Below are 12772 nucleotides of genomic sequence, written 5' to 3' on the forward strand. Positions count from 1 at the left end.
ACAAAAAAGCGACCGCAATAGTCGCTTTTAGAGAAAATTATTCTGCTTTTTCAGCAGGTTTACTCGACGGCTTGCCCTCTGGTCTTGTTCTTACTTTCTCCACCACAACCGCCTCCACTTCAGTTTTGCCCCAAGATTTTTCCACTTCGGCCACGATCTTGACGTTATCTTCTGGCGTAATCAATCCACGCATGGCTTTACGATTAATCTCTAAGGTTAATTCACCTGAGCTATCTTTAAATACGAAGTCGTTTTTACCCACTTGTTTCACAATATGACCGATTAAAATAATCGGTTGATCATCTTGCCACTTTTCTGCGTCCGCCACTTGTGTAGTTTTGGTCGGCATAAATCCACCGTGCATAAAAGGTTCAGGACGTTCATGATTAGGACGATTTTCCGCCATTCTATTGCCACGTTCAGCCCCTTGCCTACGATTCTCTGGCGATCTTGCTTTTGCTTGCACCACCACGGGATCTAAGGTGGCTTGTGATTCAGGTGCGGTTTCTGCTTGTACAAGCGTTGTCCCCGCTAAAATAGATAAACCCAATAAGGCCGCTAAACTCGTTTTTTTCATTACATTTTTTTTCATCATCATTTCCTTTGTAAAATAACGTTAATCATCCAAAGCGTTGCGCCATGACATCACTTTGTTGAGAGAGATTAAAACAGATAAGTATTAAGAAAAAATGAAGAAAGGATTAAAAAATTAAAATCCCATTCGCCACCAGAATAATAAAGGCAAAATCACTAAAAAAAGCACCGCACTTAAACCGACCGCCCATTTAAATTGCCAATGTTGGGTCTTATGCCGAAAATGTTGCATACCCAAATGCACACCGATAAACCCACCAATAAAACAAAGGGTAAAGAACACCAATTCTTCAATTCGCCATTGTTTATTTTCAGCACGTTTTTTATCTTCTCGCATTAAAAAATAAGCGGTGATATTCACCACCGCTATATAGGTTATAAAGAAGTAAAGCATGGCTTATTTTTCATAAACCGGTAAACGTTTACAAATTTCCAACACTTTCGCTTTGGTTGCTGCAATGACGCTTTCTTCATTGTCTTTGCCTAACGCATCTAATACATCACACATCCAACCGGCTAATGCAGTGACATCTTGCTCATTGAAACCACGACGAGTGACAGATGGTGTACCTACACGAATACCTGATGTCACAAACGGTTTTTGTGGATCATTTGGCACGGCATTTTTGTTGACCGTAATATTGGCACGACCTAATGCCGCATCCGCTGCTTTACCTGTTAAGCCTTGTTTTACAAAGCTCACCAAGAATAAATGGTTTTCGGTGCCGTTAGACACTACGTCATAACCACGAGATTTAAACACTTCCACCATGGCCTTAGCGTTTTTAACCACATTTTGTTGATAGACTTTGTATTCTGGTTCAAGAGCCTCTTTAAAACAAACGGCTTTTGCTGCAATGATATGCACTAATGGACCACCTTGACCCGCAGGGAATACCGCAGATTGGAATTTTTTGTACATTTCTTCATCACCAGAAGAAGAAAGGATTAACCCCCCACGTGGACCGCCTAAAGTTTTGTGGGTGGTTGTGGTCACAACATGAGCGTGTGGTAATGGATTTGGATAAACGCCGGCGGCAATTAAACCTGCTACGTGTGCCATATCGACAAATAAATACGCCCCCACTTCGTCGGCAATTTCACGCATTTTTGCCCAGTCCACCACTTGGCTATAAGCAGAGAAACCGGCGACGATCATTTTTGGTTTGCATTCTAAGGCTTTTTGACGTACATCTGCATAGTCGATTAAACCGTCTGCGGTGATACCGTATAACACGGAATTGTAGATCTTGCCCGAAAAGCTCACTTTCGCCCCATGGGTTAAGTGACCACCATGTGCTAAATCCATGCCTAAAATCGTATCACCTGGTTTAATTAACGCCATATAGACGGCTGCATTGGCTTGTGAACCTGAATGCGGCTGCACATTGACATAATCTGCCCCAAATAATTGTTTGGCACGATCAATGGCTAATTGTTCAACAACATCCGCATATTCACAACCACCGTAATAACGTTTGCTTGGATAACCTTCCGCATATTTATTGGTAAATTGTGAGCCTTGTGCTGCCATTACTAATGGGCTGGCATAGTTTTCAGAGGCAATCAATTCAATATGCTCTTCTTGACGACGGTTTTCATCTTGAATGGCTTGCCATAAAATAGGATCGTAATTTTCAATGGTGACAGATTTTTTAAACATAGATTTGTCCTTCTAAAGTTGGTGGGTAAATTTTGTGATAGTTTACCCTGTTTTGGATTAAAATTTAATTGTTAATTATTCCAATTCTAAATGAATAATTTTCATCTTTATTTCGTTTGCTCTCTCGCCACTGCCCGATAGCCAATATCACGGCGATAAAAACGGCCTGTCCAATTCACTTTTTCGGCTAATTTCAAGGCTTTTTGTTGGGCATCAAATACGGAATTACCTAAAGCCGTGACACACAGCACTCGTCCACCGTTAGTAACAAGTTTACCGTCTTTTTCTGCCACACCGGCTAAAAAGACTTTTTCATCTGTCTTACTTTCTGTTGGTAAACCGTGAATTTCGTCATGTTTACGGTAATCTGCGGGATAGCCTTCTGCTGCCAACACGATACCTAATGCAGGCTGTTCTGCCCATTGGGATTTCAGCTGATCTAACTCACCTTGACAGGCTTTCAAACAAAGCTCAACTAAATCTGATTGCAAACGCATCATAATCGGTTGGGTTTCAGGATCACCAAAACGGCAGTTAAATTCGATCACTTTCGGCTGACCATTTTTATCAATCATTAGACCCGCATATAAAAAGCCTTTATACACATTATTTTCCGCTGCCATACCACGTACGGTTGGATAAATAATTTGTTCCATCACACGCTGATGAATTTCTGGTGTGACCACAGGTGCTGGTGAATATGCCCCCATTCCACCGGTGTTCAGCCCTTGATCATGTTCACCAACACGTTTATGGTCTTGACTGGTTGCCATGGGTTCAACGTGTTCACCGTCTACCATGACAATAAAACTGGCTTCTTCACCGTCCAGAAATTCTTCCACCACCACTCGGCTACCCGCTTCACCAAAGGCATTGCTGGCTAACATATCACGCACCGCATTTTCGGCTTCTGCCAACGTCATTGCCACAATCACGCCTTTGCCAGCCGCTAAACCATCTGCTTTAATCACAATCGGTGCACCTTTTGCACGAATATAGGCAAGAGCAGGTTCAATTTCCGTGAAGTTTTGATATTCCGCCGTTGGGATCTTGTGACGAGCTAAAAAATCTTTGGTAAAGGCTTTCGAGCCTTCCAGTTGAGCTGCAGATTGACGTGGTCCGAAAATGGTTAGCCCTGCTTGTTCAAAGGCATCGACCACACCGACGACTAACGGAGCTTCAGGACCCACGATAGTTAAGCCGATTTGGTTATCTTGCGCAAATTTGACTAAAGCAGGTACGTCGGTCGCAGAAATGGGTACATTTTGCACCGCACTTTCTCTGGCTGTTCCTGCGTTTCCTGGGGCGACAAAGACTTTGGTGGCGAGTGGTGATTGGGCAGCTTTCCAAGCGAGGGCGTGTTCGCGACCGCCATTTCCAATAATTAATATATTCATTTTGTTTCCTTTATTTTAATTACAATATGTTTGTTTTTTAATAACGGGTTTCGCCCGTTGGGCGACCATACTTTCTTTTGCTTGTGCAAAAGAAAGTAGGCAAAGAAAAGCACACCCCGACTTCACCGCTTTTCTTTGCTCGTTTGGCATTTTCTTAACGCTAAATTTTGAACTCGCTTCGCTCAGACATGCAAAATTTAGCTAAAAATGCCAAGTCGCAAAGGCGGTTCAGACGGGGCCCCAGATTTTGACCGAGCGTAAACAAAAGTGCGGTTGAAAAAATAAATATTTTTTAAGCTACGGAGTAGCGTCACCATGCTTAACCTAGTACGCCAGTACTAGGTATTCTCTATTTTTCCACTGCTTTCTATTCCACCACCAATGGGGCCCCATGTTTGCCGCCTGAAAATAATTAAATTTGTAGGAAAAGTTGTGCTGTTTGAGCGAAGCGAGTTGACAACTTTTCCGTTAAGCAAATTTAATTATTTTCAGGAAACAAGGCAAAGTTGGGGTGTGCTTTCTTTTTGCTTACTTTTTCTTTGCACAAGCAAAGAAAAAGTAAGTCGCCATCGGCGAAACCCGATCTAGATTAAAAGAAAAATTCTCTTAAAATCCTAGTGTCTAAAATGCCGCATTCTCGTTAACACCATCACCATCCCATGTTCATCCGCCGCATCAATCACCTCCTGATCCCGCATTGAACCACCGGGGTGAATCACACATTCAATGCCTACTTTTGCCGCTGCATCAATACCATCACGGAACGGGAAGAACGCATCAGATGCCATTACGCAACCCGCCACGTTCAAACCCTCATCTTGTGCCTTAATGCCTGCAATTTTGGCAGAATAAACTCGGCTCATTTGCCCTGCTCCGATACCGATAGTTTGGTTATCTTTGGCATAAACAATGGCGTTAGATTTGACGAATTTCGCCACTTTCCAGCAGAATAATAAATCCTGTAATTCTTTTTCTGTCGGTTTACGTTTGCTGACCACTTCTAAATCATCAATGCCCACCATACCTAAATCTGCGTCTTGCACCAATAATCCACCGTTGACACGTTTAACATCTAAACGTTGTTGAGCTGAACTAAATTCACCACAAGCTAATAAACGCACATTTTTCTTTGCTTTCACCACTTCAACAGCGGTGGCTGAAACTGTTGGTGCAATAATCACTTCCACAAATTGACGCTCTACAATCGCTTTCGCCGTTTGTTCATCTAACTCACGATTAAAGGCAATAATCCCACCAAAGGCAGAAGTCGGATCCGTTTGATAAGCCCGATCGTAGGCTGTCAAAATATTCTCGCCCAATGCCACACCACAAGGGTTAGCGTGTTTTACGATCACACAAGCAGGTTCAGCAAAGGATTTAACACATTCAAGAGCAGCGTCTGTATCTGCAATATTGTTATAAGAAAGGGCTTTGCCTTGTAATTGTTTGGCGGTGGAAACGCTGGCTTCTTTGACATCTTGTTCCACATAAAATGCAGCATTTTGATGGCTATTTTCACCATAACGCATGGTTTGTTTGCGTACAAAATTCAGATTCAAAGTACGTGGAAATTGACCACAAACCGCATTTTCATCTTCTTCGTCTGCTTTAAAATAAGGTTTTACCAATTTACCAAAATAATTGGCAATCATGCTGTCATATTGAGCGGTATGTTCAAAGGCTTTAATCGCCAAATCAAAACGGGTTTCTAAGGTTAAACTATTTTGATTTTTATCCATTTCGGCAAGAATGGCATTAAAATCTTGATTATTTACCACAATCGCCACATCTTTATGGTTTTTCGCTGCAGATCGCACCATAGTTGGTCCGCCAATATCAATATTTTCCACCGCATCGGCAAGACTACAATCAGGTTTCGCCACCGTTGCCGCAAAAGGATAAAGATTCACCACCACCATATCAATAGGATCAATTCCGTGCTGTTGCATGATACCATCATCTGTGCCACGACGACCTAAAATGCCACCATGCACTTTCGGATGTAAGGTTTTCACTCGCCCGTCCATCATTTCGGGAAAGCCAGTATAATCAGAAACTTCCGTTACGGCTAAACCACTGTCTGCTAACAATTTAGCCGTACCGCCTGTTGATAATAATTTCACCCCACGTTGCACTAGACCCTGTGCAAATTCCACGATACCACTTTTGTCTGAAACGCTTAATAACGCCTGACGAATAGGACGATTTGATTGCATTGACATGTTCCTTTGAGAATAAATAAAAATCGGTTTGCATTATAACGCAAACGGTTGCGTTTATGTACTGGATAAATAAAAAAAGCCTATATCTCTTAAAATACAGGCTTCTGGTATGACATAAAGTGCGGTTATTTATTGTCTAACGCAAAGGCACCGCCACCTTGGAAGAAAATATAGAAAAAGGCAAAGCAATATAACGCTGCCAATTCCCCTTTGTTGGTCAAAGGTAAGAATAAATTATCGGCAGGGATCGCATGCACTTGGAAATACGCCACCGCCATCATACCAGAAAGCAAAAATGCCACTGGGCGAGTAAACAAACCTAAAATCAATAAGATACCGCCTGTAATTTCTAAAATACCGCCAATACCATACATAGAAAATACAGGCACTGCACCATTTCCGCCAGTCATGGACATAGGAAATTCAAAATACTTCGCCGTGCCATGTAACAAGAACATATAAGCCGCCATGATACGTAACAAGGCTAACGCATAAGGGGAATATTTATTTAATGAATTCATACTACTTTCCTTAATAAAATAAAAATGAGTTTTCATTATACGGATTTCTTTTGGTTAATAAAGCCTAAATGAGTGAAAGAACTTTTTATTTTTAGTGAATAATCTTGCTTAACATATTAAATACACCACTAAATAATCTCATTTTGTGATCTGCATTCCAAAATGACATCATTTTTCTATACAAATTTACGCCAACATTTTATTGTCAATTTCATCTTGCCATTATATGAGAGATAACCGATAATTTATGCGACTATTTAAAACTAAACCCTTTGCGGATTTCGCCGATAAAAAAGGGATTGAAGACAGCTTATTAATTGAGGCCGTTGAACGTGCCGAAAAAGGCCTGATTGATGCAGATCTCGGCGGTGGTGTGATCAAACAGCGAATAGCCAGAAAAGGACAAGGGCGATCTTCGGGGTATCGATCATTGATTTTTTATAAAATTGGGCAACATGTGTTTTTTGTGTCGATTTTTGAGAAAAGCGATAAAGACAATATCTCAAGAAATGAACTTACTGCATTAAAAGACTTAAGCGAGGAATATTTTTCACTTTCCGATGAACACATAGCACAACGGATGAAAAAAGGTTCTTTAATTGAAATTTTTCTAACTCACATTGGAGAAAGCAATGAAATATAACAGCATTATATGCCAACAACTCCATGAACACGTGACTGATTTATATGAAAATGGACTCGTTGATAAAAAAACCATGGATAAATTTGATAAAAGTTGTCTTGTACCAGTCCAACAACTCACTAGCAACGAAATTTGCGAAATTCGTGAAAAAGAAGGCATTTCACAAGGCACTTTTGCACATCATTTAAACGTCAGTAAAAGCCTCGTGTCTGCGTGGGAGCGTGGTGTAAAGAAACCCTCTGGGGCAGCCTTGAAATTATTAAATATTGTGCAACAAAAAGGCCTTGATGCGATTGCGTAAGATTAACGGCGTTAATCTATTAACGCCGTTGGTTTGTCATTACGGTTGGAATGAATTAATATGCTGATGAAATGTCTCTGCATTCAAAAAACCTGTCACTCTAGCTCCAGTTATTTCCTTACCTTTCTGATCAAAAAACAAAATCGTCGGTAATCCTAGCACCTTGAATTTAGCCATAATTTCTTGATTTTCTGGTGTATTTTTGGTCATATCTACTTGCAATAATAAAATCTGTTCAAAGTCCTGTTGTACTTGTTGATCTACAAAAGTATATTTCTCAAATTCTTTACAAGCTACGCACCAATCCGCATACAAATCCACCATAGCAACCGATTTTGGGTTATTGGCCAAGGCTTGTTCTAATTCCGTAAGGCTATGAATACGTTGAAAGTGCGGTGCAAAATTTCCCTGTTTTTGTACCGCACTTTGTGCAGTCTGAGCAAACATACCTGAATATTGCAATGTGAAAAATGCCGATAAAGCGACAACAACACCCAACCAATAACGTTGACTGGCAATCCAAGCACAAAATAAGATTAACCATACCGCCCAAAGTTCTAACGACCATTGCCCGAATACTCGTTCTAATAAAATCACTGGCAATAACAAAAGGATAAAACCAAACAACTGTTTCACCATATTCAGCCAATTTCCCGATTTAGGTAAAATTTGATTGCCAAATACCGTCACTAAAATTAAGGGTATCCCCATCCCTAAGGCCAATAAATACAGGGTAATTGCCCCAATAAAAAGATCTCCACTTTGTGCCACATACAATAATGCACCTGAAAGCGGTGCGGATGTACAAGGGGACGCCACTAACCCCGCCAATGCCCCCATAACAAATACACCGAAATAAGCACCTGACTGCTGTTTTTGACTTAATTGGGTGATTTTGGTTTGTAACCTTGTTGGCAATTGTAGAGTAAACAGACCAAACATGGATAAGGCTAATAACACAAATAACAACGACAAGCCGATTAAAACGGGCGGGCTTTGTAAGGCTTGTTGAAAGGGCAAGCCAATAGCAGCCACGATTAACCCGAGTAAGGTATAAGTTAACGCCATGCCTTGCACATAAATCACACTTAGCGCCAAGGCACGTCCTGTGCTAGGGCGCTCACCTTGACCAATCACAATCGCAGACAGTAAAGGGAGCATGGGCAATACGCAAGGTGTAAACGCCAAGCCTAAGCCGAGTAAGAAAAACCAAAATACGGCATAGTGCGATTGGAATAATCGATTAGCCAGTTGATCCTGTTCACTCTCCGTGGCAAAAACAGCCGTCTTTTCCACCGCACTTTGTTCAAACAAAACAGGGAAATTGGCTAAATCCACGATTTTTTCCTCGGGCGGGTAACATAATCCTTGGGTACAACCCTGATAATTCACCTTTAATTTAGTTTGCGCATTGGCTTGCAATTCTGGCACTAAAACGCTTAATTCATGGCGAAAAATTTCCGTTTCACCAAAAAATTCATCTTGATGAATTTCCCCTGTTGGAAATTGTAACGTCCCCACATAACCATTTTCTGCCGTGACGCTCAATTCATTTTTATATAAATAATAGCCCTCGGCAATCTGCCAATGTAATGCAACTTGTTGTTGATTTGGCTGAACAGAGAACTGAAATGCCTGATCTGCGGGTAAAAACGTCTTTTTACCGTCAAATAATCCCGCTTGTGCAGAAAATGCTAGCCAAAGTGCGGTGCAAAATACAAAAAATTTTTTCATGCTCTATTCCCTAATAAATCGTTCTCTAAGCTGATGTAACTGATCTCGCACCGCAGCCGCTTGTTCAAATTCCAAATTCTGAGCAAATTGATACATTTGCTGTTCCAATTTCTTGATTTCTTTTTGCAAGGCTTTTGGATCGATCGCCCGATAAGTGGCTTGCGGTTCTTCAATGCGACCACCTTTGCCCCTGCCTTTAGCTTTGTTCATTGCCCCTTGCCCAATATCTAACAATTCGCCCACTTTTTTGTTTAACGCTTGCGGGACAATACCTCGTTCTTCGTTATATTTGATTTGTTTTTCACGACGGCGGTTGGTTTCGCTGATGGCTTTTTCCATGGAGTTGGTAATGCGATCTGCATATAAAATGGCTTTGCCTTTCAGGTTTCGAGCAGCACGGCCAATGGTTTGAATTAAGGAGCGTTCGGAACGCAAAAAGCCCTCTTTATCTGCGTCCAAAATCGCGACCAAAGACACTTCCGGAATATCCAATCCCTCTCGCAATAAGTTAATTCCCACCAACACATCAAATTCACCCAAGCGTAAATCACGCAGAATTTCCACCCGTTCCACCGTATCAATATCGGAGTGTAAATAACGCACTCGCACGCCATGTTCTTCCAAATAATCGGTTAAATCTTCCGCCATGCGTTTGGTTAAGGTAGTGACTAATACACGTTCATTGAGATCCGCTCGAATACGGGCCTCGGAAAGCAAATCATCCACCTGAATCGCCACGGGACGAATTTCAATTTCAGGATCCAACAAGCCGGTTGGGCGCACGACCTGATCGATAATTTCATCTCCTGATTTGTCCAATTCATAAGGCCCTGGTGTCGCTGACACATAAATGGTCTGCGGCGCCAATCGCTCAAATTCTTCAAAACGTAACGGACGATTATCCAACGCCGATGGCAAACGAAAACCGTATTCCACCAAGGTTTCTTTGCGTGAACGGTCGCCCCGATACATGCCCCCAATTTGTGGCACCGTGACATGGCTTTCATCAATCACCAACAAAGCATCAGACGGCATATAATCAAACAAGGTCGGTGGCGGTTCGCCCTCTTTTCGACCAGATAAATAGCGAGAGTAATTTTCAATGCCAGAGCAATAACCGAGTTCATTCATCATTTCAATATCAAACTGGGTGCGTTGCGTAATTCGTTGTTCTTCCAGTAATTTGTTTTCTTGAATAAACTGTTCACGGCGTTGCACTAATTCTGCTTTGATTTTCTCAATCGCCTCTAAAATCCGTTCTCTTGGCGTCACATAGTGGGTTTTCGGGTAAATGGTAAAGCGAGGCATGGCGCCAAAGCTCGTTCCTGTCAGTGGATCAAACAGGCTTAAACGTTCAATTTCATCATCAAATAATTCAATACGAACCGCTTTATCGTCCGATTCGGCAGGGAAAATATCAATGATTTCGCCCCGCACTCTAAAGGTGCCACGCTGAAACGCCTGATCATTGCGAGTATATTGCAATTCAGCCAACTTCGCCAATATTTGCCGTTGATCGATAATGGCACCGCTTTGCAAATGCAACATCATTTTCAAATAGCTGTCGGGATCGCCCAAACCATAAATCGCAGACACCGAGGCCACCACAATGGTATCTCGCCGTTCCAGAAAAGATTTGGTGGCAGACAATCGCATTTGTTCGATTTGATCATTAATCGACGCATCTTTTTCAATAAAGGTGTCGCTGCTCGGCACATAGGCCTCAGGCTGATAATAATCATAGTAAGACACAAAATATTCCACCGCATTTTCAGGGAAAAACGCTTTCATTTCCGCATAAAGTTGGGCAGCGAGCGTTTTATTCGGGACGAGCACCATAGCGGGGCGGTTAAGTTGTGCAATCACATTGGCAATGGTAAAGGTTTTGCCCGATCCCGTTACCCCCAATAATGTTTGATGGGCTAAACCGTCGTTTAAATTTTCCGCTAATTTCGCAATGGCGGTGGGTTGATCGCCAGAGGGTTGGAATTCGGAATGTAAAATAAAAGGTTTACTGTTAATTTTGGTGGCCATGTTTGCTACTGATCATTTGTAAAGTGCGGTGTACAAAATTCCGACATGAATTTTGAACGTTGCTTGCAACGGGGGCAAAAGCCCCGAACAATCCTAAAAAGGATTGTGAGTATTTTATCATATTTTTAGCTTAAAATCAGGTTGAAAAAATTCAAGTTTTACACAGACTTATCGTTGTCAAGCTGAATAAAAAACATTTTCATTAAAAATTTTGTAAAATTTCACTAGATTTTAGTTAACTTATTGATTTACATATCAATGTTATTTTACGAACAATCCCTCACAGAACCGCCATCAAGCTAGATATGGCCTAGCATGACCGAATTTTTTTAAATTTAACTCACAGAGTTATCCACAGCTTGTGTGGATAGAAAAAACAACACATTTTATTGATTTTTAGACTTGACAATTCATGCAGAGATCATTATCATTCGCCACCTATCTTGATTGATTCAGAATTATTCCTCCTTAGTTCAGTCGGTAGAACGGTGGACTGTTAATCCATATGTCGCAGGTTCGAGTCCCGCAGGAGGAGCCATTTCCTTTTGGTGAACTTTTATTTATCTCCTTTGATAAAAGTTCCTATTAAGCCAGAAGTTTTAGCCCAAATTTTTTTGGGCTTTTATTTTTTCTGCACTATCTCTCTTTTCCTGAATCCGCTATAATGCCCACCTTTATTTTAGATTGAATGATTATTTATGCTTTTACCTAGTTTAGCGCTTATTTTCGGATTATTGTTATTGGTCTGGTCGGCCGACCGTTTTGTAGATGGTGCCGCCGCCACGGCTCGCCATTTTGGCATGCCTCCGCTGTTAATTGGTATCGTGATTATTGGCTTTGGTACCTCTGCCCCTGAAATGGTGGTGTCAGCCATCTCGGCTTTTCGTGGCAACCCCGGTATTGCCTTGGGCAATGCTTATGGCTCAAACATTACCAATATCGCCCTGATTTTAGGGTTCACTGCGTTAGTGAAACCCATTTTAGTGCATTCACAAGTGATAAAACAGGATTTACCCATCTTGCTTATCGTCACCGCACTGTCTGCCTATTTACTCTATGATATGCAAATTTCTCGCCTTGATGCCGTAATTTTAATCGCCATTCTCGCAGGGTATATGGCGTGGACAATCTGGCAAGGGTTACGCCAGAAAAATGTTGAATTGCCAGAAGAATTGCAACATCAAAAATACATGCCGTTAAGCAAAGCGCTATTTTGGCTGGTTATTGGCTTGGTGTTGCTGATGGCTAGCTCGCAACTCTTAGTATGGGGTGCAGTGGAAATTGCCCATTATTTTGGCGTCAGTGATTTAGTGATTGGCTTGACTATTGTGGCAATCGGCACATCATTACCCGAATTAGCCTCCTCCATTGCCGCCGCCCGAAAAGGCGAGGTGGATTTAGCCGTGGGCAATATTATTGGTTCTAACTTATTTAACACCCTTGCCGTGGTGGGAATTGCCGGCGTAATTCATCCAATGGAAGTAGAAAGTGCGGTGCTTTCTCGTGATGTTTTGATTATGTCCGCTTTAACAGTCGCCTTGTTTGCATTCGGTTATGCCTTTAAACAACCCAATGGACAAATTGGGCGGTTTAAAGGGTTGTTATTGTTGCTTTGTTATGTTGGGTATAATAGTTATCTGTTTTATACCGCAGTTTAATGTTT

At 41.6% G+C, this 12772-nt stretch carries 11 protein-coding genes and 1 tRNA gene; 4 read left to right on the top strand and 8 right to left on the bottom strand.

All coding sequences use genetic code 11. The features are described 5' to 3' along the window. Positions 1–37 precede the first annotated feature (37 nt). The 6 genes from ACTG7Q_RS03855 to ACTG7Q_RS03880 form a co-directional block, all read right to left on the bottom strand. Positions 38–592 carry a YgiW/YdeI family stress tolerance OB fold protein gene (locus ACTG7Q_RS03855; protein ID WP_439241081.1) on the bottom strand — a complete coding sequence of 185 codons (555 nt, stop codon included), beginning with the start codon at positions 590–592 and terminating at the stop codon, positions 38–40. Positions 593–709: 117 nt separating this feature from the next. Beyond that, entirely contained in the window at positions 710–988 is a 279-nt protein-coding gene (locus ACTG7Q_RS03860) for a DUF1294 domain-containing protein (protein WP_439241083.1), read from the bottom strand. A gap of 3 nt (positions 989–991) precedes the next feature. Then, positions 992–2257, bottom strand: a complete 1266-nt coding sequence (glyA, locus tag ACTG7Q_RS03865; RefSeq protein ID WP_439241086.1) for a serine hydroxymethyltransferase — start codon at positions 2255–2257, stop codon at positions 992–994. Positions 2258–2364: 107 nt separating this feature from the next. Beyond that, on the bottom strand, positions 2365–3654 hold the full coding sequence (gene purD / locus ACTG7Q_RS03870; RefSeq protein ID WP_439241088.1) for a phosphoribosylamine--glycine ligase: 1290 nt from the start codon (positions 3652–3654) through the stop codon (positions 2365–2367). Positions 3655–4268: 614 nt separating this feature from the next. Next, positions 4269–5870, bottom strand: a complete 1602-nt coding sequence (gene purH / locus ACTG7Q_RS03875; RefSeq protein WP_439241090.1) for a bifunctional phosphoribosylaminoimidazolecarboxamide formyltransferase/IMP cyclohydrolase — start codon at positions 5868–5870, stop codon at positions 4269–4271. A 131-nt stretch (positions 5871–6001) separates the two neighbouring features. Beyond that, positions 6002–6397, bottom strand: a complete 396-nt coding sequence (locus ACTG7Q_RS03880; protein WP_439241092.1) for a DoxX family protein — start codon at positions 6395–6397, stop codon at positions 6002–6004. A gap of 247 nt (positions 6398–6644) precedes the next feature. Here ACTG7Q_RS03880 and ACTG7Q_RS03885 point away from each other — a divergent pair, with 247 nt between their 5' ends. Further along, positions 6645–7040, top strand: coding sequence for a type II toxin-antitoxin system RelE/ParE family toxin (locus ACTG7Q_RS03885; protein ID WP_439241094.1), 396 nt, complete (start codon positions 6645–6647; stop codon positions 7038–7040). Then, positions 7030–7341 (top strand): helix-turn-helix domain-containing protein, encoded by a 312-nt coding sequence (locus tag ACTG7Q_RS03890; RefSeq protein WP_439241096.1) that lies wholly within the window; start codon positions 7030–7032, stop codon positions 7339–7341. Before ACTG7Q_RS03885 ends, ACTG7Q_RS03890 begins: the two co-directional genes overlap by 11 nt. Before the next feature lie 39 nt (positions 7342–7380). On the opposite strand, the gene ACTG7Q_RS03895 is transcribed toward ACTG7Q_RS03890, so the two are convergent. Together ACTG7Q_RS03895 and uvrB are read right to left on the bottom strand one after the other, a co-directional pair. After that, positions 7381–9075, bottom strand: coding sequence for a protein-disulfide reductase DsbD (locus ACTG7Q_RS03895; RefSeq protein ID WP_439241099.1), 1695 nt, complete (start codon positions 9073–9075; stop codon positions 7381–7383). Positions 9076–9078: 3 nt separating this feature from the next. Beyond that, positions 9079–11109, bottom strand: a complete 2031-nt coding sequence (gene uvrB, locus ACTG7Q_RS03900) for an excinuclease ABC subunit UvrB (protein ID WP_439241101.1) — start codon at positions 11107–11109, stop codon at positions 9079–9081. Positions 11110–11571: 462 nt separating this feature from the next. Here uvrB and ACTG7Q_RS03905 point away from each other — a divergent pair. Further along, a tRNA-Asn gene (locus ACTG7Q_RS03905) sits at positions 11572–11647 on the top strand. A gap of 160 nt (positions 11648–11807) precedes the next feature. Next, positions 11808–12767: a calcium/sodium antiporter gene (locus ACTG7Q_RS03910; RefSeq protein ID WP_439241103.1), complete on the top strand. Its 960-nt coding sequence runs from the start codon at positions 11808–11810 to the stop codon at positions 12765–12767. Positions 12768–12772: the final 5 nt, after the last annotated feature.

Origin of the sequence: Lonepinella sp. BR2474 (assembly GCF_051851555.1) — a bacterium.
GTDB lineage: Bacteria > Pseudomonadota > Gammaproteobacteria > Enterobacterales > Pasteurellaceae > Lonepinella.

Bases quoted from the DNA above. Each gene is read 5' to 3' on its own strand.
- ACTG7Q_RS03855 (WP_439241081.1), bottom strand. From the start codon at position 592: ATGAAAAAAAATGTAATGAAAAAAACGAGTTTAGCGGCCTTATTGGGT.
- ACTG7Q_RS03860 (WP_439241083.1), bottom strand. From the start codon at position 988: ATGCTTTACTTCTTTATAACCTATATAGCGGTGGTGAATATCACCGCT.
- glyA (WP_439241086.1), bottom strand. From the start codon at position 2,257: ATGTTTAAAAAATCTGTCACCATTGAAAATTACGATCCTATTTTATGG.
- purD (WP_439241088.1), bottom strand. From the start codon at position 3,654: ATGAATATATTAATTATTGGAAATGGCGGTCGCGAACACGCCCTCGCT.
- purH (WP_439241090.1), bottom strand. From the start codon at position 5,870: ATGCAATCAAATCGTCCTATTCGTCAGGCGTTATTAAGCGTTTCAGAC.
- ACTG7Q_RS03880 (WP_439241092.1), bottom strand. From the start codon at position 6,397: ATGAATTCATTAAATAAATATTCCCCTTATGCGTTAGCCTTGTTACGT.
- ACTG7Q_RS03885 (WP_439241094.1), top strand. From the start codon at position 6,645: ATGCGACTATTTAAAACTAAACCCTTTGCGGATTTCGCCGATAAAAAA.
- ACTG7Q_RS03890 (WP_439241096.1), top strand. From the start codon at position 7,030: ATGAAATATAACAGCATTATATGCCAACAACTCCATGAACACGTGACT.
- ACTG7Q_RS03895 (WP_439241099.1), bottom strand. From the start codon at position 9,075: ATGAAAAAATTTTTTGTATTTTGCACCGCACTTTGGCTAGCATTTTCT.
- uvrB (WP_439241101.1), bottom strand. From the start codon at position 11,109: ATGGCCACCAAAATTAACAGTAAACCTTTTATTTTACATTCCGAATTC.
- ACTG7Q_RS03910 (WP_439241103.1), top strand. From the start codon at position 11,808: ATGCTTTTACCTAGTTTAGCGCTTATTTTCGGATTATTGTTATTGGTC.